This window comes from Neobacillus camarae, from assembly GCF_054950115.1.
Genome location: NZ_JBUCKX010000004.1, coordinates 246793 through 266747, shown reverse-complemented (window position 1 = coordinate 266747; position 19955 = coordinate 246793). Strand labels below are relative to the sequence as shown.

General features: G+C 46.2%; 12 protein-coding genes, 23 tRNA genes, 3 rRNA genes and 1 riboswitch. Of the genes, 1 reads left to right on the top strand and 37 read right to left on the bottom strand.

What is annotated here, in order from left to right:
* Positions 1 to 51 precede the first annotated feature (51 nt).
* The 11 genes from purB to ACY8D0_RS22720 form a co-directional block, all read right to left on the bottom strand.
* Complete coding sequence (gene purB, locus ACY8D0_RS22770) at positions 52 to 1347, bottom strand: adenylosuccinate lyase (RefSeq protein WP_462412737.1); 1296 nt, start codon at positions 1345 to 1347, stop codon at positions 52 to 54.
* 3 nt (positions 1348 to 1350) lie between these two features.
* Positions 1351 to 2505, bottom strand: a complete 1155-nt coding sequence (gene purK, locus ACY8D0_RS22765; protein ID WP_462412736.1) for a 5-(carboxyamino)imidazole ribonucleotide synthase — start codon at positions 2503 to 2505, stop codon at positions 1351 to 1353.
* A complete protein-coding gene (purE, locus tag ACY8D0_RS22760; RefSeq protein ID WP_462412735.1) occupies positions 2492 to 2980 on the bottom strand; it encodes a 5-(carboxyamino)imidazole ribonucleotide mutase in 489 nt (162 codons plus the stop codon). The genes purK and purE overlap by 14 nt, the downstream gene beginning before the upstream one ends.
* A gap of 130 nt (positions 2981 to 3110) precedes the next feature.
* A riboswitch (purine riboswitch) is annotated at positions 3111 to 3212 on the bottom strand.
* A gap of 86 nt (positions 3213 to 3298) precedes the next feature.
* A complete protein-coding gene (locus ACY8D0_RS22755; protein WP_462412734.1) occupies positions 3299 to 3496 on the bottom strand; it encodes an NETI motif-containing protein in 198 nt (65 codons plus the stop codon).
* A 124-nt stretch (positions 3497 to 3620) separates the two neighbouring features.
* The gene (locus ACY8D0_RS22750) at positions 3621 to 4364 is read right to left on the bottom strand and encodes a response regulator transcription factor (RefSeq protein ID WP_462412733.1); all 744 of its coding nucleotides are present in this window, start codon (positions 4362 to 4364) and stop codon (positions 3621 to 3623) included.
* Positions 4365 to 4396: 32 nt separating this feature from the next.
* Entirely contained in the window at positions 4397 to 6235 is a 1839-nt protein-coding gene (locus tag ACY8D0_RS22745; protein ID WP_462412732.1) for a sensor histidine kinase, read from the bottom strand.
* An 83-nt stretch (positions 6236 to 6318) separates the two neighbouring features.
* Positions 6319 to 7353, bottom strand: coding sequence for a TRAP transporter substrate-binding protein (locus ACY8D0_RS22740; RefSeq protein WP_462412731.1), 1035 nt, complete (start codon positions 7351 to 7353; stop codon positions 6319 to 6321).
* Positions 7354 to 7410: 57 nt separating this feature from the next.
* Positions 7411 to 8706: a TRAP transporter large permease gene (locus ACY8D0_RS22735; protein ID WP_462412730.1), complete on the bottom strand. Its 1296-nt coding sequence runs from the start codon at positions 8704 to 8706 to the stop codon at positions 7411 to 7413.
* Positions 8707 to 8708: 2 nt separating this feature from the next.
* Positions 8709 to 9206: a TRAP transporter small permease gene (locus tag ACY8D0_RS22730; protein ID WP_462412729.1), complete on the bottom strand. Its 498-nt coding sequence runs from the start codon at positions 9204 to 9206 to the stop codon at positions 8709 to 8711.
* A gap of 771 nt (positions 9207 to 9977) precedes the next feature.
* The gene (locus ACY8D0_RS22725) at positions 9978 to 10265 is read right to left on the bottom strand and encodes a hypothetical protein (RefSeq protein WP_462412728.1); all 288 of its coding nucleotides are present in this window, start codon (positions 10263 to 10265) and stop codon (positions 9978 to 9980) included.
* 81 nt (positions 10266 to 10346) lie between these two features.
* Positions 10347 to 10889, bottom strand: a complete 543-nt coding sequence (locus ACY8D0_RS22720) for a DUF2179 domain-containing protein (RefSeq protein ID WP_462413155.1) — start codon at positions 10887 to 10889, stop codon at positions 10347 to 10349.
* A 147-nt stretch (positions 10890 to 11036) separates the two neighbouring features.
* Here ACY8D0_RS22720 and ACY8D0_RS22715 point away from each other — a divergent pair, with 147 nt between their 5' ends.
* Positions 11037 to 12272 (top strand): translocation protein TolB, encoded by a 1236-nt coding sequence (locus ACY8D0_RS22715; protein ID WP_462412727.1) that lies wholly within the window; start codon positions 11037 to 11039, stop codon positions 12270 to 12272.
* A 68-nt stretch (positions 12273 to 12340) separates the two neighbouring features.
* On the opposite strand, the gene ACY8D0_RS22710 is transcribed toward ACY8D0_RS22715, so the two are convergent.
* The 26 genes from ACY8D0_RS22710 to ACY8D0_RS22585 form a co-directional block, all read right to left on the bottom strand.
* Positions 12341 to 12415 (bottom strand) — tRNA-Asn (locus ACY8D0_RS22710).
* A gap of 13 nt (positions 12416 to 12428) precedes the next feature.
* Positions 12429 to 12502, bottom strand: a tRNA-Ile gene (locus ACY8D0_RS22705).
* 31 nt (positions 12503 to 12533) lie between these two features.
* Positions 12534 to 12607, bottom strand: a tRNA-Gly gene (locus tag ACY8D0_RS22700).
* A gap of 4 nt (positions 12608 to 12611) precedes the next feature.
* Positions 12612 to 12696 (bottom strand) — tRNA-Leu (locus tag ACY8D0_RS22695).
* A 10-nt stretch (positions 12697 to 12706) separates the two neighbouring features.
* Positions 12707 to 12780 (bottom strand) — tRNA-Cys (locus tag ACY8D0_RS22690).
* 7 nt (positions 12781 to 12787) lie between these two features.
* Positions 12788 to 12862 (bottom strand) — tRNA-Gly (locus tag ACY8D0_RS22685).
* A gap of 7 nt (positions 12863 to 12869) precedes the next feature.
* Positions 12870 to 12941: transfer RNA gene (locus ACY8D0_RS22680), tRNA-Gln, on the bottom strand.
* Positions 12942 to 12968: 27 nt separating this feature from the next.
* A tRNA-His gene (locus ACY8D0_RS22675) sits at positions 12969 to 13044 on the bottom strand.
* 23 nt (positions 13045 to 13067) lie between these two features.
* Positions 13068 to 13152 (bottom strand) — tRNA-Tyr (locus ACY8D0_RS22670).
* 10 nt (positions 13153 to 13162) lie between these two features.
* Positions 13163 to 13235: transfer RNA gene (locus tag ACY8D0_RS22665), tRNA-Phe, on the bottom strand.
* Between the two features lie 38 nt (positions 13236 to 13273).
* A tRNA-Asp gene (locus tag ACY8D0_RS22660) sits at positions 13274 to 13347 on the bottom strand.
* Positions 13348 to 13349: 2 nt separating this feature from the next.
* Positions 13350 to 13423 (bottom strand) — tRNA-Met (locus tag ACY8D0_RS22655).
* A 159-nt stretch (positions 13424 to 13582) separates the two neighbouring features.
* Positions 13583 to 13675, bottom strand: a tRNA-Ser gene (locus ACY8D0_RS22650).
* An 8-nt stretch (positions 13676 to 13683) separates the two neighbouring features.
* A tRNA-Ile gene (locus tag ACY8D0_RS22645) sits at positions 13684 to 13757 on the bottom strand.
* 15 nt (positions 13758 to 13772) lie between these two features.
* Positions 13773 to 13846 (bottom strand) — tRNA-Met (locus ACY8D0_RS22640).
* Positions 13847 to 13866: 20 nt separating this feature from the next.
* Positions 13867 to 13939, bottom strand: a tRNA-Ala gene (locus ACY8D0_RS22635).
* A gap of 9 nt (positions 13940 to 13948) precedes the next feature.
* A tRNA-Pro gene (locus ACY8D0_RS22630) sits at positions 13949 to 14025 on the bottom strand.
* A gap of 6 nt (positions 14026 to 14031) precedes the next feature.
* Positions 14032 to 14105 (bottom strand) — tRNA-Arg (locus ACY8D0_RS22625).
* Between the two features lie 9 nt (positions 14106 to 14114).
* Positions 14115 to 14189, bottom strand: a tRNA-Gly gene (locus ACY8D0_RS22620).
* Positions 14190 to 14196: 7 nt separating this feature from the next.
* Positions 14197 to 14281: transfer RNA gene (locus tag ACY8D0_RS22615), tRNA-Leu, on the bottom strand.
* Positions 14282 to 14291: 10 nt separating this feature from the next.
* Positions 14292 to 14367 (bottom strand) — tRNA-Lys (locus ACY8D0_RS22610).
* A 9-nt stretch (positions 14368 to 14376) separates the two neighbouring features.
* Positions 14377 to 14452, bottom strand: a tRNA-Val gene (locus tag ACY8D0_RS22605).
* A gap of 4 nt (positions 14453 to 14456) precedes the next feature.
* Positions 14457 to 14531, bottom strand: a tRNA-Glu gene (locus tag ACY8D0_RS22600).
* A gap of 30 nt (positions 14532 to 14561) precedes the next feature.
* Positions 14562 to 14678, bottom strand: a 5S ribosomal RNA gene (gene rrf / locus ACY8D0_RS22595).
* 86 nt (positions 14679 to 14764) lie between these two features.
* Positions 14765 to 17702: ribosomal RNA gene (locus tag ACY8D0_RS22590) — 23S ribosomal RNA — on the bottom strand.
* Positions 17703 to 17918: 216 nt separating this feature from the next.
* Positions 17919 to 19469: ribosomal RNA gene (locus tag ACY8D0_RS22585) — 16S ribosomal RNA — on the bottom strand.
* Together the 16S, 23S and 5S rRNA genes with 23 tRNA genes alongside form the textbook arrangement of a ribosomal RNA operon.
* Positions 19470 to 19955: the final 486 nt, after the last annotated feature.

The window sequence follows — 19955 nt, the reverse complement described above, 5'->3', positions numbered from 1 at the left end:
ATTCTCGGGTTGGGTCACGTAGAACTTCTTGCGTGCCTTCCCCCTCATTAATTAATTCAACCCTAACCGTTCAAATATCATATCCACATGCTTGAGATGGTAGTTATAATCAAAGCAGTCCGCAATCTCGTCAGCAGACAGCAATGAGGTAATCCTTTCCTCACCCTCAATCAATCCGCGGAATGGGACTTGTTTTTCCCATGCCTCCATGGCCTTAGGCTGTACGGTATCATAAGCTTCCTCACGGGATAATCCTTTATCGATTAACGCAAGCAGTACCCGCTGAGAGTAAATCAAGCCAAGCGTACGGTCCATGTTGCGCTTCATATTCTCTGGATACACCGTCAAATTCTTAATGATGTTGCCAAAACGGTTCAACATGTAATTCAAAGCAATCGTCGCATCCGGCAGAATAATCCGCTCAGCAGAAGAATGCGAAATATCGCGCTCATGCCATAATGGCACATTTTCGTATGCTGTCATCATGTATCCGCGGATCACGCGAGCCATTCCGGTCATGTTTTCGGAACCGATTGGATTTCGCTTATGCGGCATGGCAGAAGACCCTTTTTGGCCTTTTGCAAAAAACTCTTCAACTTCACGCGTTTCACTCTTCTGCAAGCCGCGGACCTCAACAGCAAACTTCTCGATGGAAGTCGCAATCAAAGCGATCGTGGACATATAAGCCGCATGGCGGTCACGCTGCAGGGTTTGCGTTGAAATTGGTGCTGCCTCGAGTCCTAATTTTTCACAAACATACTGCTCTACAAAGGGGTCAATGTTGGCATAGGTTCCAACAGCACCGGATATCTTTCCAAATTCGATGCCTTTTGCCGCTTGCTTAAACCGCTCTAGGTTCCGTTTCATTTCCTCATGCCAAAGAGCTAATTTCAGCCCGAATGTGGTCGGTTCCGCATGCACACCATGAGTCCGGCCCATCATGACGGTGTATTTATGTTCATGAGCTTTGTTCTTCAATATCTCAACAAAGTTTTCCAGGTCTTTTAGTAAAATGGCATTGGCCTGCTTTAATACATAAGATAAGGCAGTATCCACGACATCTGTGGAAGTTAATCCGTAGTGCACCCATTTGCGCTCTTCTCCGAGCGTCTCTGAAACCGCACGGGTAAACGCGACCACATCGTGCCGAGTTTCCTCTTCGATTTCTTTAATTCGGTCGATGTTGAAAGAAGCATTTTCTCGAAGCTTTTTCACATCTGCCTTAGGGATTTCACCCAACTCCGCCCATGCCTCACAGGCGAGAATTTCAACCTCCAGCCATGCCTTGAAGCGATTCTCTTCTGTCCAAATCGCTCCCATTTCCGGTCTCGTATAACGATCAATCATGTTTTATCCTCCGATCTTTTCCTTCACAGTATTCCAAATGCGACTGTCTCTAACTTCTTCAAGCGCATCTTCTACATTATCTCGTAAAATCGTCACATGGCCCATTTTTCTTTTGACTTTAGGCTCTTTTTTACCGTACAGATGAATCTTCCAATCACTTAACTGAGGAATCTCCCCATAAAGGGGTTCCAGATGCTCCCCTAATAGGTTGACCATAACCACCGGTTTTAATAGCTCTGTGCTGCCCAGCGGCAGGTTACAGACAGCGCGGACATGCTGTTCAAATTGCGATGTCTCACACGCCTCAATCGTATAATGGCCGGAGTTGTGAGGCCTTGGAGCAAGCTCATTGATATAAATATCCTCATTTCCCGTCACAAACATCTCGACCGCCAACGTCCCGACTAAATTTAAGGAATCCGCAATAATTTTCGCCTGTTCCACAGCCCTCATCTGCAGGCACTGGGAGATTCTTGCGGGAACGATGGTTTCATGCAGGATGTTCTCCACATGGATGTTTTCTGCTGCCGGAAAATAGGTCGTATCCCCGTTTGCTTTCCTTGTTACAATGACCGAGATTTCTTTTTCAAACCTGATCCATTTTTCCAGCACACATGGGCCTGATTCGACCAGCGGCTCGGCCTCAGCCAAATCTTGGTCAGACCTGAGAACAAGCTGGCCTTTTCCATCATAGCCGCCCCGCGCTGTCTTTAATACAGCTGGATAGCCAATCGCTTTTATTTTTAAAAATAAATCCTCAAGAGTAAGAATCACTTCGTATGGGGCTACCTCAACACCGGCACTCTGGATCGCTGCTTTTTCGGTAATCCGGTTCTGCGTGATGGTCAGGAGGATTCTGCCCTGCGGCACATACGCCCGGTCACAAATCCAGCCAAGGGTATCGGCATCAATATTCTCAAATTCATACGTGATGACATCACTGATTTCCGCCAGCCGGCTGATGGCCTCTCGATCATCATAAGCGCCGATCACTTCCACATCGGCCACTTGGCCGCACGGGGAATCGGGAGTCGGCTCCAAAACGGCAATCCGATAACCCATAGCCTTGGCAGAGAGCGCCATCATCCGGCCCAGCTGTCCCCCGCCAATGATTCCGATTGTTGCTCCCGGCAATATCACTTGGTTATTCAAGATCATCACTACTTTCTATGACTTCCGCTTTGGTTGCCTCGCGCCTGGCTTCCAACCGTTTTGCCAGCTCAGCATTCTCCACTGCTAAAATTTGCGCAGCCAAAAGGCCCGCGTTAGTGGAGCCGGCTTTGCCAATGGCCACTGTTGCCACCGGCACTCCTCCCGGCATTTGCGCTATCGACAGCAATGAGTCCAATCCGTTTAACGCTCTCGATTGAACGGGAACACCGATCACCGGCAGGATGGTTTTTGCTGCCACCATTCCAGGCAAGTGGGCTGCCCCTCCTGCACCGGCAATGATCACTTTTAATCCTCTATTTTTAGCCTCCTCGGCATATGTAAACATTAAATCTGGTGTTCGATGGGCTGATACCACTTTCTTTTCATAGGCCACTTCGAGCTGATCTAGAATTTCGCAAGCATGCCTCATGGTTTCCCAATCCGACTTGCTTCCCATAATCACGCCAACTAAAGGTTTCATCCTTCTCCCCCTTTTTAACCAAACAAAAAGCCCGGACAAATGGTTCTCAGGTTAAGAGAAAGCCATTTGTCCGGGCATACTGAAAAAAATAGGCTGACAAAGCGTAAGGGCTGAACCTTACTGAGTGCCGAACATATAGACTTTCCCTCATAGTCCAATAATTTACGGTTATTGGGTAGAAACTTATGGGCCATATTCCCATTGATATACGAGGGTAAGATTAATTCACATCCACGTACCTATCTTACCAGTCCTGTCGAATGTATGTCAACCAATATGTCGAACGTTATTTTTAATGATTGAATTATTGTTCGTGTTTTACTCAGATAATTTCCCTTCAAAGAGTATTTGCCGGCCAATCGGCTCATAAATTGTTTCACTGCCCTTTTTTACCTCTTGAAAAATCGGCTTTTCCATACGGCGGACGGGAAGGTATCCTTGTTGTTTCATTCTATTCAGGCATTGCTCAATGCTTTCATTTTCTTGGACTTCAAACATCATTTTATTTTTACCCATTAAATTATCCTCGCTTGTCATTAGTTTCATTGCATCGCTATTACTATTTTACAGCTTTTCTTATTTTGTTACGCAATGCGTTTTTTCTTTTGACAACAGGAGATGTATTTTTGCCATGCCCGCCTTATCGTTGTTGGCGCTTGCGATATTCCGATGGCGGCACGCCTGTTTTACGCTTAAATATATTACTAAAATACGTAATATCTGAGTAGCCTAGCCGCTCAGCGATCTCTGTCACCCTTAAGGAAGTCCGCTCCAGTAATCGCTTTGCTTCATTCATACGGATATCGAGAACAAAGTCCACAAAGTTTTGGTCCATTTTATCCTTAAACAGTTTGCTTAGGTAACTGGGATTCAATTGTACATGTTCCGCAGCTTCTGATAAGGTAATTTCCCCCGGTACCTTGCTTTTGACATACTGAATGACTTTTTCAATCGTGGACAATCCTGTTGAGTCCAGGTTGTTTGCCACTGAATCTTCATTGCTTTCCAGTTTCAAACGAAACTCCAGCCATTTTTCCAGACAAGCTTTCATATCTTCCAGCTCTACAGGCTTAAGCAAGTAGTCAAATACCCCAGAACGAATGGCATGCTGGACATATTTGAAATCATCATAACCGCTGATCATGATGCAGTCAGTCGGATGCTCTCCATCGGCCAATTCTGTAACAAAAGCTAACCCATCCATCACGGCCATCCGTACATCCGTCATCACCAAGTCTACAGAATGTTCCTTTAAAAAGTCTAATGCTTCCAATCCGTTGGTGCATTCTTGAACCACTTTGAAAGGCAGCCCTGTCCTTGCGATCATGTGCCGAAGGGCAGTACGTACCCATTTCTCATCATCCACCAGAAGTATGTTATACATGCTATTCCCCCTTAAAAAGCCAAAGCATGTGATTACTTACTTTCATTAATCTCTAATGGCAGTCGAATCCTTATTATTGCACCGTTTCCATCACTGCTTTGGATGCTGATGCCGTATTCCTCGCCAAACAGGTGGATAATCCTCCGGTGAACATTCACCATGCCGATTCCCGGCCCCCCTGCCATAACATCCTTCTGCTGCAAGGTTTGAAGGATTTCTGCCAGTTTTTCTTGTGAAATCCCCATCCCATTGTCCTGAATTTGAATCACATATGCATCATCTGATTCCTTTTCAGCTGTTACGCTGATTCGAGAAATGCCAGCCGTTGGCTCAATCCCATGTTTAAATGAATTTTCCACAATCGGTTGAATCGAGAATTTGGCAATCTGCTGACCCTTCGCCCAATCAGGTATCGAAAATTGGTACTCCAATCTTTCACCAAAACGGAACTTTTGAATCCGCAAGTAGACCTCCATGATTTTAATTTCTTCCGCCAATGTAACCGTTTGCGATTTATTGTTTATATTATAACGCAATAACTTGGCCAGCGAAGCAGAAATATCCGATATATCATCCACCCCGTACTCCAATGCCATGCCGCGTATGGTCTCAAGGGAATTGAACAAAAAGTGCGGATTGATTTGGGCCTGCAGTGCTTTTAGTTCTGTTTCCTTTTGCTGGAGCAGTATTTCCGTTTCTCTTATTTTTGAAAAATAAACTTCATGGACCAGTTCATTTAAGTGGATGAGCATTTTATTAAATCCGTTCGATAACATACCAATCTCGTCTTTGGACAAGACTTCCACTTGTCCGCTAAAGTCGCCTTTCTCCACCCGTTTAACCATCTTTTGCAAGCTTCTTATCGGTTTAATAATACTGCTGGCTAAACCTAACCCAAGCAGGGCAGCAAGGACCAGGGTTAAAACTACGGTAATCATAATCGTGTTTTTAATATAAACCGAGCTGCGAATTAGTTCATTATAAGGAATGGAGGTAATGACCGTCCAACCAAGAAATCCCGAATGGGTGTAGGTGAGTAAATCTTTTTCCTTACCCTTTGTGACAAATGAGCCGCTTTCACCGCCAAGAATTTCGGTCAAATTTTCAAGTTCCGCTTTTTTACCTAACTTAGAAAAATCGGGATGATAAACGTAGTTTCCTTGTGAATCCACTATATACATAAATCCTGAATGACCTATATTAACCTGACTGGCGATTTCCTTAAACCGCTTAAAGTTGACGTCCATCACGATATAGCCGATAGGCTTTAAGGTTTTGGGGCTAAATAATCTTCGTGCAATCGAAATAACATGCTCCTCGTTTTCCGTGTCCGCCAGTGTCCGGGTAAAAATCACCGGTTCGGCATTGTCCGGAAGAATTTTGTCAAAGAACTCCGGCTGAAACGACTCAATGGGATAGATCCGATTGAACCGGACATCCAATGCGTCAACAGTCGCAACATTTTCATGGTAGAGGGTAATATTGGTTATATCCGATCTGGAGTAGGCTGCATTTTGCAACACCTGCTTGACTTTCTCATTCATTCCCCTTGACTCAAAGTCTTCTTGGCTACTGGCTTGGAGAAACCGATCAATATTCTGGTTGTTTAAGATTTTTAATATCTCAATTTCAAAATCCCCCACATAATATTCGATATGTGTATTTACTTGCCTAATAATTTGCCAACTGTAGGAACCTGCCTCATTTTCAAGTACTTCCGTTGATTTGATATAAGAAAACGCAGCAATAAAACTGATCGGTATCACAACCAGAAGCGCAGAAAAAACAAGCAGCTTGAGTCCCAATGGCTGATCCCGCATCAGCACCACCCGCATAGAACGTTCCCATGCATTTTTACCGAACTTTTGCACTGCACACCAAATCCTTTTTTTGACATCAAAAAGGAAAGACTATGCACAAATGGTAGGCATAGTCTTTCTTTCTATCTATTATTTTACTTTCTAAGTTTGTCAATTGCATCAAGAATATCACCATAATCGGCACGATACTTATCGATGACAGGTTTAACCTTTTTCTGCCATTCCTTCATATCCTTCACTTCTACAATATTGACCCCAGCCTGTTTAATTTTAGCTTCGGAATCCTTCTCCATTTTGTCCCATTCTTCGCGTTCTGTTTTAACGGATTCTTCAGCAGCTTCCTGGATAATCTTTTTATCCTCATCACTTAGTTTATCCCAAGTCGCTTTACTGGCAATCAGCGCTTCAGGCACACGCTGGTGGCCATCCAAGATCAAGTTCTTGGCCACTTGATAGTGGTTAGCGGAAACATAACTTGGTGTATTGTTTTCAGCTGCATCAATAACACCGGTTTGCAGCGAGCTAAAAACCTCGCCGTACGCCATTGGAGTAGCGTTGGCGCCAAGAGCATCCATCAAGGCAATATTAATCTCATTTTGTTGCACCCGGATTTTCTGACCCTTTAGATCATCCACACTCTTGACTGGCTTAGTAGAATAGAAGCTGCGGGCGCCAGAATCATAGTAAGCAAGTCCAATCATTTTGGATGATTCCAAGCCTTTTAGCAAATCTTGCCCTTCCTTGCTTTCTAGGAACTTCCATTCATGTTCTGAATCGTCAAAGATGTATGGAAGGCTGAATATACCAAGCGGCTTACTGAACTCGGCCAATGGACCAGTACTAACACGTGTGAATTCCACTGCCCCCAATTGGACTTGTTCAATGACAGATTTCTCATCACCCAGCTGGCTGTTTGGAAAAACAGTAATTTTGATGCGTCCATCTGACTTTTCGTTAACCAGCTCCGCAAATTTCTTATCCCCCAATACGGTTGGATAATTGTCAGGGTGCGTGTCGGCCAAACGGAACGTATAGGTTTTTCCTTCTGTGGCCTTCTTTTCTCCTCCTGACGTTTTGGCTGTATCCCCACCGCCACATGCGGCAAGAATTAGACCTGACCCAAGGACAACACTCAACACAAAGGATAATTTTTTAGATGATTTGTTCATTAAAATCCCCTTCCCCTACTCTAAATTGATTTATTTTATAAACTATTAAACCCCCTGTTATTTACCTAACAAGTGTGGCAGCCACAATGAGATATCAGGTACATAGGTTAAAACCATCAGAGCAGCAACGAGAATCAATCCGAAAGGCGCCATGGCCTTTGCACCTTTCATAATCGGAATGTCGCTGAGGGCACACCCTATAAATAAGACAGTACCAACGGGAGGAGTTAAAAGCCCAATTCCTAAGTTCAACATTAAAATGATTCCGAAATGGACTGGATCCATTCCCAGTGCTGTGACAACCGGAAGTAAAATGGGGGTCATGATTAAGATTAGCGGTGCCATATCCATCCCGCAGCCAAGAATAAGTAGCAGTATGTTGATAATTAATAGAATGATAATCGGATTGTCAGAAATATTTAACAATGCGTTTGTCACCAGCGAAGGAATTTGCAAGAACGCCAGGACATAACTTAATGCGTTTGAAGCGGCAATTAAAAACAGGACCATCGAAACGGTGCGGAATGTCTTGATGAGTATCCCCCACATCCGGCTGAAGGGAATTTCTTTAAAAACGAAGAATGTGACAATGATGGCATATAATACAGCGATAGCGCCAGACTCTGATGCTGTAAACCATCCTGAGAATATCCCGCCTAGGATAATAACAACTGGCATAATGGAAATAATCCCATCTTTTATAACCTTGGGTACATCTTTTCGGTCAATAACCTGCGTTTGAGTAAAACCTTGGCGAATAGCCATAAAACGGCTGGCAATCATAAGGGTAATACAGATAAGAATCCCTGGTACGACACCTGCCATAAATAAGGAAGCAATCGATACACCGCCCGAGGCCAAAGAGAACAAAATTAAGTTATGGCTTGGTGGAACCACAACCCCTTGAATTGCAGCAGCTGTCGTTAAACCTGTGGCAAACTCCTTACTGTATCCTTTTTTCTTCATCATGGGAATCATAACGGATCCAATTGAGGATACGTCAGCAGCCGCTGACCCTGAGATATTTCCGAATAGAAGACAGGCGAGAACGTTAACCATGGCCAAACCGCCGCGAACCCGGCCTACCACCAGCATAGCGAGGTTAATTAACCGGATGGCCAATCCACCCTCATTCATCAGCTGCCCCGCTAAAATAAAGAATGGAATCGTAAGCAGTGCGAATGAGTTAACCCCTTGAATCATCCGCTGTCCAACCACTTCAAGTGGGATGTTTAAGTATATCATGGTGATTACGGTGGAGCCTGCTAAAGAAAGTGCCACTGGAAAACGAAATACCAACATGAGAACAAAGCAAGCCAGCAGAATAATGATTGCGATTGTAGAAGTATCCATCGTTAGTGCCCGCTCCCTTCCATCTTATGTCGTCTTGTATCAATACCGATGAACTGCAAGAAGGCATAAACGATCATCATGAAACCTGTTATTGGCATAACTGCGTATGCCCAGCTGTTAGATAGCTTCGTAGCCGGAAGGGTGGAATCCTTCATTAGTACAGTGAAATCCCATCCGTATTTCAACAAATACAAACCGAAAGCGATGGTCGCAAGCAGTACGATTTTATCGATCACTTTGAGTGCGAAAGGAGGCAATTTCTCAGTAAAGGATTCAATTGATAAATGCAATTTTTCACGTACCCCTATGGCAATCCCCATAAAGGAAAACCAGCAAAGCAATAACAGTGTCACTTCTTCGGACCAAGAAATAACATAATTAAATAATTTTCGGGTAAAAACCTGAAGCGTTACGATGACAATCATGACGATGAGAGAACCGATAGCCACTTTTTCAAAGAGACTATCTAAAAACAGAAATACCCGTTTAAGCCCATTCACACATAAAACCTCCCCCTCTTATGGATATTTCACCTATTTACGTTTCTGTAAGTGCTTACATATATATTGTAAATGTTTTCAATTTTAGAAAAAACTGTGCCAGTTTTAGATTTTTTTGTAATTTTTTTAGGTGTGTTCATGGTTTTAAATAACAAACTATCCATTTTTGTATTAAAGCGGTTTTCGTAGATATTATTGCTTCTGTTTTTAAAAACCATATTTGGCATCCTAAACGACCTGTCAGACGGTTTTCCTATGTGTCTGGTCGTTTAGCAGGTTATTAACGACCGTTCTCCCGGTTTTTCCATGCGTTCGGTCGCTTATCAGGGTTATTAACGACTGTTCTCCTGGTTTTTCCATGCGTTCGGTCGCTTATCAGGGTTATTAACGACTGTTCTCCTGGTTTTTCCATACGTTCGGTCGCTTATCAGGGTTATTAACGACTGTTCTCCTGGTTTTCCCATGCGTTCGGTCGCTTATCAGGGTTATTAACGACTGTTCTCCCGGTTTTTCCATACGTTCGGTCGTTTATCAGGGTTATTAACGACCGTTCTCCTGGTTTTTTCATGCGTTCGGTCGTTTATCAGGGTTATTAACGACCGTTCTCCTGGTTTTTCCATGCGTTCGGTCGTTTATAATACACAATAAGTTTTTTAGGTAATCTATTAATGCAGAAATAGCAACAATCCTTTAGAAAAGAGCCTATAAAAAAGGAATGGGATAGTGTGACACTTCCCATTCCTTTAGCTTATCATCTCATTCTGATCTCGTTCACCTATCGATTTCATCTATATGGCAGGCTGCTATGATTTCACAATTAATAATCCTTTCATCAAAAGTGGTTGCATTACTAGTGACTCTTGCAGAACCATAAAATTTGCGTCCTAGTTCCATGACCTTTACTTTTAATTCCTCATTTTTAGGATTTTGCTCCAATTCAGATAATGCCCGATAATATTCGGCTTTATTTTTCAAAATAACTGGTTTTCTAATCATATAAAAGGGAACAAACACGATACATCCAGCTATAAACATGGTAGCTACGTATAATAGACTCATCAGTGATTGCTCTCCTCCTTTATCATCAGACTTAACCGTTTATTCTCGATGGCTGTAACCACTAACGCCTTTTTATCATCTTTACGAAAACAATTTGCCCTTTCTCACAGATTTTACCCAGAACCCTCCATGAATGGTTTTAGGCTCATAGGATATTATGAACGCCTTAGGATCAAAATTGTTGATGGTCTCATAGAGCTTTAATTCAAATTTTCTCGGTGTCAGGATCTGCATTGCCATTCGGCTGCCTTCCCGGCCATGTGCCTCCCAGTCGGTCACGCCGTATCCGTTATCGCGAAGTAATTTGGGCAAATCTTTATCCCATTCCGTCGTAACCACATTGACCATGATGTACCCCAGGGCCAGCTTTTCCTCAATTTTCATCCCCATTATCACTCCGAGCCCGTAACCAACCGCATAGGCAATAAGATTTTGAATTTCATTCAGGTTATTCAAGACTAGCCCGAGTCCAAGAACATAAATCACCACTTCAATCATGCTTAGACCGGCGGCTAAGTAGCGCTGGCCCTTTAACGTTAAAATCATCCTTATCGTGAAAAAGGATACATAGACGATGTTGATAACCAGAATGATGGCAACCATCATAAAACTATTCTCCATCAGAGAAACCCCCTTACCATTAAGCTCCCCATACTTTAACATAAATTACTTCCACTTTGGCCGTCCCATCCAAAAATAAGACTTTCGTCGCCTCTCATAGCAAAGTTATTTTTCCACAAACTAACCATAAAAACTATAGAGGTGAACGGTTTGATAAGAAAAATAATGATCATCCTGTTTATAGGGGTATTGTTGCCTATTTATGAGCCCATTCATGCAGAAACGTCTGATAAAGGGCCTAAAGCCGCTTTTATTCGAAACAATGACCTGTGGATTAAAAAAGGAAATGCGGAACAGCAAGTCACAAACGGCGGTTATATCCGTTATCCGAAATGGTCTCATGACGGCAAGTGGGTTGCCTATCAAAAAGGAAAAGAAGTGGAAAACGGCTACGGAGAGTTGTGGGTATATCATCTAAAAGAACGCAAGCATTTTCAAATCCATCCCAATACCAGGTCTAATTTTCAATGGTCCCCAAATAAGAATATACTGGGTTTCATGGTCAATCAAACCCTGAATGTAGTTACGGCTCAGCTTCCAAAGCCATTGCGTGCCCAGCAGATGGCAGGAAAATTGGATAACTTTTCTTGGCTTCCAAAAGGAAACGGACTGCTGGTTTCCAAAAAGGAATCCAGCGAACTCCATTCCGATATTCTTTTATTAAAGATTTACATGTACAGAAAGCCAAGCATTGAGCACTTTTACAGAATACCTGTTGGTAAAAACGAATACTATGTAGGTACCAGTCCATTTAAATGGTCACAGGACCAAAAATGGATTAGTTTTCTGCTGACACCAACCGCTTCACTTTCAGCAGACGGCAACACCCTTTGCCTTTTGTCGGATAATAGACGGGTATTTCACAGAGTGGATGAGATGTTAAATTACCCAGACTGGTTTCGCTGGGCCCCTTCCCAAAACCTTGTGGGTTATATTAGAGGAACCGGAAGGGAAGCAACCAGCAATAAACAGGCAGCCGTCTTGAGTGCAGCCAGTCTCCATAAAAAGGGCATGACACCTAATGGTTTTGTAGACCGTGATTTGACATGGGCAAACAATCAAACGCTTTTTGTTTCCCGCTCCAAGGCGTCTGAGTGGACGAAGCTGAAGGATAGACCTCTGCCCCGTTTAATCAAAATAAACATCCATACAATGGAGCAGAAGCCGATTACTTCCCCCGCAAAAGATGAAGGCGACTTTGCACCGGACAATGATCATAACCAGCTATATTGGATTCGGACAAATCGTGAAACAGCTTATGTATATGTAACCCGACTCGATCAATTGAAGGAAAGACAGTGGATCAAAAATATCAACATAGGCAGTTATTATTATGAAAGATGGAATTGGGAAGAGGTTTTTTCTTTGTACACCGGGGAAAATTGAAGAAGACATTAGATGGTATCTTTGGGCATAAAAAAAAGGCCCAACGGCCAGTAATTGTAATATGTAAATGGCTCCGCAGGTAGGACTCGAACCTACGACCGATCGGTTAACAGCCGATAGCTCTACCACTGAGCTACTGCGGAATAATCAAAATGATGGGCCTAAATGGACTTGAACCATCGACCTCACGCTTATCAGGCGTGCGCTCTAACCAGCTGAGCTATAGGCCCATTATAATATATTGCTTTGAATTAATCAAGATGGAGCGGGTGATGGGAATCGAACCCACAACAACAGCTTGGAAGGCTGTGGTTTTACCACTAAACTACACCCGCAAAATGGTACCGGTGGTCGGGGTCGAACCGACACTCCTTACGGAACACGATTTTGAGTCGTGCGCGTCTGCCAATTCCGCCACACCGGCATATTATTACTGGAGGCAGCAACCGGATTTGAACCGGTGGTGAAGGTTTTGCAGACCTCTGCCTTACCACTTGGCTATGCTGCCACACTTTTGGAGCGGAAGACGGGATTCGAACCCGCGACCCCCACCTTGGCAAGGTGATGTTCTACCACTGAACTACTTCCGCATATTGACTGGGCTAGCAGGATTTGAACCTACGAATGACGGAGTCAAAGTCCGTTGCCTTACCGCTTGGCTATAGCCCAAAAATAATAAAAAGAAGAAATGAAAAATGGGGCGGCTGATGGGAATCGAACCCACGAATGTCGGAACCACAATCCGATGCGTTAACCACTTCGCCACAGCCGCCATATTTTTAAGAATGAGATAAATGGTGGAGGGGGACGGATTCGAACCGCCGAACCCCGAGGGAGCGGATTTACAGTCCGCCGCGTTTAGCCACTTCGCTACCCCTCCACGAGAAAGGTGGCTCAGGACGGAATCGAACCGCCGACACATGGATTTTCAGTCCATTGCTCTACCGACTGAGCTACTGAGCCAATTATTGATATATTTAAACAATAAGCTTATTGAGAAACGGTCTGGACGGGACTCGAACCCGCGACCTCCTGCGTGACAGGCAGGCATTCTAACCAACTGAACTACCAGACCAATTGCGGGGGCAGGATTTGAACCTGCGACCTTCGGGTTATGAGCCCGACGAGCTACCGGACTGCTCCACCCCGCGGTAATAAAAAATATTTAGATGGTCCATGCTCATAGTTTCATGGACTGTCCCCATCTCAGAAAGCTTATTCAAGCAGCTGTTCGATGGGTACAACTCGCAGCGTATTCATCGAAGCAACGCTCGTTGCTCCACCCCGCGATAATAATAATTGTGTTTTTATGGAGGAGGAAGAGGGATTCGAACCCCCGCGCGGTATGACCCGCCTGTCGGTTTTCAAGACCGATCCCTTCAGCCAGACTTGGGTATTCCTCCGAAATAAATGGACCCTGTAGGACTCGAACCTACGACCGGACGGTTATGAGCCGTCTGCTCTAACCAGCTGAGCTAAGGGTCCATTATGAACTTTTAGTAGCGGCGGAGGGGATCGAACCCCCGACCTTACGGGTATGAACCGTACGCTCTAGCCAGCTGAGCTACACCGCCATATTAATATAGAAACTAAGTGGAGCCTAGCGGGATCGAACCGCTGACCTCCTGCGTGCAAAGCAGGCGCTCTCCCAGCTGAGCTAAGGCCCCATTATTAGATGGTCGGGAAAACAGGATTCGAACCTGCGACCCCTTGGTCCCAAACCAAGTGCTCTACCAAGCTGAGCTATTTCCCGATATAGCGCGCCCGAAAGGAGTCGAACCCATAACCTTCTGATCCGTAGTCAGACGCTCTATCCAATTGAGCTACGGGCGCATTTTTTATTGGAGCGGAAGACGGGATTCGAACCCGCGACCCCCACCTTGGCAAGGTGGTGTTCTACCACTGAACTACTTCCGCAAATAAATGGTGCGGGTGAAGGGAGTCGAACCCCCACGCCTTGCGGCGCCAGATCCTAAGTCTGGTGCGTCTGCCAATTCCGCCACACCCGCATAATTCAAGTGGTGAGCCATGAAGGACTCGAACCTTCGACCCTCTGATTAAAAGTCAGATGCTCTACCGACTGAGCTAATGGCTCAAAAACATATGGTGGAGGATGACGGGATCGAACCGCCGACCCTCTGCTTGTAAGGCAGATGCTCTCCCAGCTGAGCTAATCCTCCATAATGGTGACCCCTACGGGATTCGAACCCGTGTTACCGCCGTGAAAGGGCGGTGTCTTAACCGCTTGACCAAGGGGCCATTTCTTTTATAAATCCCCAAAAGGGGCGAGCCTGGCAACGTCCTACTCTCACAGGGACTTGCGTCCCAACTACCATCGGCGCTGAGAAGCTTAACTTCCGTGTTCGGTATGGGAACGGGTGTGACCTTCTCGCCATTGCTGCCAGACTATCTTGCTTGAGAGATCGCTCCCTCAAAACTGGATAATCAGAAGAAACTTTTTTATAAAACGAGTTCGCATTTTCATATATGACTTGGTTAAGTCCTCGATCGATTAGTATCAGTCAGCTCCACACGTCACCGTGCTTCCACCCCTGACCTATCAACCTGATCATCTTTCAGGGATCTTACTAGCTTGACGCTATGGGAAATCTCATCTTGAGGGGGGCTTCATGCTTAGATGCTTTCAGCACTTATCCCGTCCGCACATAGCTACCCAGCGATGCCTTTGGCAAGACAACTGGTACACCAGCGGTGCGTCCATCCCGGTCCTCTCGTACTAAGGACAGCTCCTCTCAAATTTCCTGCGCCCACGACGGATAGGGACCGAACTGTCTCACGACGTTCTGAACCCAGCTCGCGTACCGCTTTAATGGGCGAACAGCCCAACCCTTGGGACCGACTACAGCCCCAGGATGCGATGAGCCGACATCGAGGTGCCAAACCTCCCCGTCGATGTGGACTCTTGGGGGAGATAAGCCTGTTATCCCCAGGGTAGCTTTTATCCGTTGAGCGATGGCCCTTCCATGCGGAACCACCGGATCACTAAGCCCGACTTTCGTCCCTGCTCGACTTGTAGGTCTCGCAGTCAAGCTCCCTTGTGCCTTTACACTCTGCGAATGATTTCCAACCATTCTGAGGGAACCTTTGGGCGCCTCCGTTACTCTTTAGGAGGCGACCGCCCCAGTCAAACTGCCCACCTGACACTGTCTCCCATCCCGATAAGGGATGCGGGTTAGAATTTCAATACAGCCAGGGTAGTATCCCACCGACGCCTCCACCGAAGCTGGCGCTCCGGCTTCTCAGGCTCCTACCTATCCTGTACAAGCTGTACCAAAATTCAATATCAGGCTACAGTAAAGCTCCATGGGGTCTTTCCGTCCTGTCGCGGGTAACCTGCATCTTCACAGGTACTATAATTTCACCGAGTCTCTCGTTGAGACAGTGCCCAGATCGTTACGCCTTTCGTGCGGGTCGGAACTTACCCGACAAGGAATTTCGCTACCTTAGGACCGTTATAGTTACGGCCGCCGTTTACTGGGGCTTCGATTCAGAGCTTCGCTTTGCAGCTAACCCCTCCTCTTAACCTTCCAGCACCGGGCAGGCGTCAGCCCCTATACTTCGCCTTGCGGCTTCGCAGAGACCTGTGTTTTTGCTAAACAGTCGCCTGGGCCTATTCACTGCGGCTTACCGAGGCTATTCACCCCAGTAAGCACCCCTTCTCCCGAAGTTACGGGGTCATTTTGCCGAGTTCCTTAACGAGAGTTCTCTCGCTCACCTTAGGATTCTCTCCTCGCCTACCTGTGTCGGTTTGCGGTACGGGCACCTTTTATCTCGCTAGAGGCTTTTCTTGGCAGTGTGGAATCAGGAACTTCGGTACTCTATTTCCCTCGCTGTCACAGCTTGAGCCTTACGGTGAACGGATTTTCCTATTCACCAGCCTAACTGCTTAGACGCACATAACCAGCAGTGCGCTTACCCTATCCTCCTGCGTCCCCCCATCACTCAAACGATAAAGAGGTGGTACAGGAATATCAACCTGTTGTCCATCGCCTACGCCTTTCGGCCTCGGCTTAGGTCCCGACTAACCCTGAGCGGACGAGCCTTCCTCAGGAAACCTTAGGCATACGGTGGATGAGATTCTCACTCATCTTTCGCTACTCATACCGGCATTCTCACTTCTAAGCGCTCCACCAGTCCTTACGGTCTAGCTTCAACGCCCTTAGAACGCTCTCCTACCACTGACATCGAAGATGTCAATCCACAGCTTCGGTGATACGTTTAGCCCCGGTACATTTTCGGCGCAGAGTCACTCGACCAGTGAGCTATTACGCACTCTTTAAATGGTGGCTGCTTCTAAGCCAACATCCTGGTTGTCTAAGCAACTCCACATCCTTTTCCACTTAACGTATACTTTGGGACCTTAGCTGGTGGTCTGGGCTGTTTCCCTTTTGACTACGGATCTTATCACTCGCAGTCTGACTCCCACGGATAAGTCTTTGGCATTCGGAGTTTGTCTGAATTCGGTAACCCGATGGGGGCCCCTAGTCCAAACAGTGCTCTACCTCCAAGACTCTAACTTCGTGAGGCTAGCCCTAAAGCTATTTCGGAGAGAACCAGCTATCTCCAAGTTCGATTGGAATTTCTCCGCTACCCACACCTCATCCGCGCACTTTTCAACGTGCGTCGGTTCGGGCCTCCATCCAGTGTTACCTGGACTTCACCCTGGACATGGGTAGATCACCTGGTTTCGGGTCTACGACTGCATACTATTTCGCCCTACTTAAGACTCGCTTTCGCTGCGGCTCCGTCTCATCAACTTAACCTCGCATGCAATCGTAACTCGCCGGTTCATTCTACAAAAGGCACGCCATCACCCATAAACGGGCTCTGACTACTTGTAGGCACACGGTTTCAGGATCTCTTTCACTCCCCTTCCGGGGTGCTTTTCACCTTTCCCTCACGGTACTGGTTCACTATCGGTCACTAGGGAGTATTTAGCCTTGGGAGATGGTCCTCCCTGCTTCCGACCGGATTTCACGTGTCCGGCCGTACTCAGGATCCACTCAGGAGGGAACGAAGTTTCAACTACAGGGCTGTTACCTTCTATGGCTGGCCTTTCCAGACCGCTTCATCTACCCCGTTCCTTTGTAACTCCATGTTGAGTGTCCTACAACCCCGAAAGGCAAGCCTTTCGGTTTGGGCTGTTCCCGTTTCGCTCGCCGCTACTCAGGGAATCGCGTTTGCTTTCTCTTCCTCCGGGTACTTAGATGTTTCAGTTCCCCGGGTATGCCTTCAATACCCTATGGATTCAGGTAAAGATGCTGCCCCATTACGGGCAACGGGTTTCCCCATTCGGAAATCTCCGGATCAAAGCTTACTTACAGCTCCCCGAAGCATATCGGTGTTAGTACCGTCCTTCATCGGCTCCTAGTGCCAAGGCATTCACCGTGCGCCCTTTCTAACTTAACCTAAAATGGTTTAAAACCTAAAATGGCGATTACTCGGTTTTACTTGGTTTCTTCTATATTACGATTATCCAGTTTTCAAAGAACGATTTGATTGAGAGAATTGTTTCGAATTATACCTTACGGTATAATCCTCACAGAAAAAGATTGCTCTCTCAAAACTAAACAAACAAATAGAGGTCAACGTCTTATCAGTCCGTAAGGACTGCATATTCCTTAGAAAGGAGGTGATCCAGCCGCACCTTCCGATACGGCTACCTTGTTACGACTTCACCCCAATCATCTGTCCCACCTTAGGCGGCTGGCTCCTTACGGTTACCCCACCGACTTCGGGTGTTACAAACTCTCGTGGTGTGACGGGCGGTGTGTACAAGGCCCGGGAACGTATTCACCGCGGCATGCTGATCCGCGATTACTAGCGATTCCGGCTTCATGCAGGCGAGTTGCAGCCTGCAATCCGAACTGAGAATGGTTTTATGGGATTGGCTTCACCTCGCGGCTTCGCTGCCCTTTGTACCATCCATTGTAGCACGTGTGTAGCCCAGGTCATAAGGGGCATGATGATTTGACGTCATCCCCACCTTCCTCCGGTTTGTCACCGGCAGTCAGATTAGAGTGCCCAACTGAATGCTGGCAACTAATCTCAAGGGTTGCGCTCGTTGCGGGACTTAACCCAACATCTCACGACACGAGCTGACGACAACCATGCACCACCTGTCACTCTGTCCCCCGAAGGGGAAATTCCTATCTCTAGGAGTGTCAGAGGATGTCAAGACCTGGTAAGGTTCTTCGCGTTGCTTCGAATTAAACCACATGCTCCACCGCTTGTGCGGGCCCCCGTCAATTCCTTTGAGTTTCAGCCTTGCGGCCGTACTCCCCAGGCGGAGTGCTTAATGCGTTAGCTGCAGCACTAAAGGGCGGAAACCCTCTAACACTTAGCACTCATCGTTTACGGCGTGGACTACCAGGGTATCTAATCCTGTTTGCTCCCCACGCTTTCGCGCCTCAGCGTCAGTTACAGACCAGAAAGCCGCCTTCGCCACTGGTGTTCCTCCACATCTCTACGCATTTCACCGCTACACGTGGAATTCCGCTTTCCTCTTCTGCACTCAAGTCCCCCAGTTTCCAATGACCCTCCACGGTTGAGCCGTGGGCTTTCACATCAGACTTAAAGGACCGCCTGCGCGCGCTTTACGCCCAATAATTCCGGACAACGCTTGCCACCTACGTATTACCGCGGCTGCTGGCACGTAGTTAGCCGTGGCTTTCTGGTTAGGTACCGTCAAGGTACCGGCAGTTACTCCGATACTTGTTCTTCCCTAACAACAGAGCTTTACGACCCGAAGGCCTTCATCGCTCACGCGGCGTTGCTCCATCAGACTTTCGTCCATTGTGGAAGATTCCCTACTGCTGCCTCCCGTAGGAGTCTGGGCCGTGTCTCAGTCCCAGTGTGGCCGATCACCCTCTCAGGTCGGCTACGCATCGTCGCCTTGGTGAGCCGTTACCTCACCAACTAGCTAATGCGCCGCGGGCCCATCTGTAAGTGTCAGCTAAAAACCGACTTTCAGCCTTTCCTCATGTGAGGAAAGAAATTATCCGGTATTAGCATCGGTTTCCCGATGTTATCCCAGTCTTACAGGCAGGTTGCCCACGTGTTACTCACCCGTCCGCCGCTAATCAAAAGGTGCAAGCACCTTTTGATTCGCTCGACTTGCATGTATTAGGCACGCCGCCAGCGTTCGTCCTGAGCCAGGATCAAACTCTCCAAGAAAGTTGATATAGCTCATAAAAGTTAAAACGTTGGCTTCGTTTCGAAAGAAACGAATGTTTATTTGTTGACGTATTTGTTTGTTTAGTTTTCAAAGAGCAATTGCTTAGCCGCTTTTCAAAAGCGACTCTACTAATATATCACGCCATCAACTCGAAGTCAACAACTTTTTAATTTTTCTTAAGTTGTTTGTCCGTCATTAACGACTGCTTATGTATAATATCACCGACTAAGAGGGAAGTCAACGTAAATATTAATAAAAGAATTTTCTTTTAATTAGTTTACTATGATAATAGATGGTCTACTTTGTCTTCCCCTCTGCGCCAATCATTTTGGTTTCAATTTTCATATGATTTTTTCCACAAACATAAAAAGGGCTGTCCAAAAGGCAAAGGGGTCAGACGCCACTCCGCAATATATAGAATATCATCAAGAAAACCTTCTATATATTACTCACGGCGTGGAGCCAAACACCTTAAAGGACAGCTC

Excerpts from the sequence above, each read along its gene's own strand:
- purB (WP_462412737.1), bottom strand. The coding sequence starts at position 1,347 with ATGATTGATCGTTATACGAGACCGGAAATGGGAGCGATTTGGACAGAA.
- purK (WP_462412736.1), bottom strand. The coding sequence starts at position 2,505 with ATGATCTTGAATAACCAAGTGATATTGCCGGGAGCAACAATCGGAATC.
- purE (WP_462412735.1), bottom strand. The coding sequence starts at position 2,980 with ATGAAACCTTTAGTTGGCGTGATTATGGGAAGCAAGTCGGATTGGGAA.
- ACY8D0_RS22755 (WP_462412734.1), bottom strand. The coding sequence starts at position 3,496 with ATGGGTAAAAATAAAATGATGTTTGAAGTCCAAGAAAATGAAAGCATT.
- ACY8D0_RS22750 (WP_462412733.1), bottom strand. The coding sequence starts at position 4,364 with ATGTATAACATACTTCTGGTGGATGATGAGAAATGGGTACGTACTGCC.
- ACY8D0_RS22740 (WP_462412731.1), bottom strand. The coding sequence starts at position 7,353 with ATGAACAAATCATCTAAAAAATTATCCTTTGTGTTGAGTGTTGTCCTT.
- ACY8D0_RS22735 (WP_462412730.1), bottom strand. The coding sequence starts at position 8,706 with ATGGATACTTCTACAATCGCAATCATTATTCTGCTGGCTTGCTTTGTT.
- ACY8D0_RS22725 (WP_462412728.1), bottom strand. The coding sequence starts at position 10,265 with ATGAGTCTATTATACGTAGCTACCATGTTTATAGCTGGATGTATCGTG.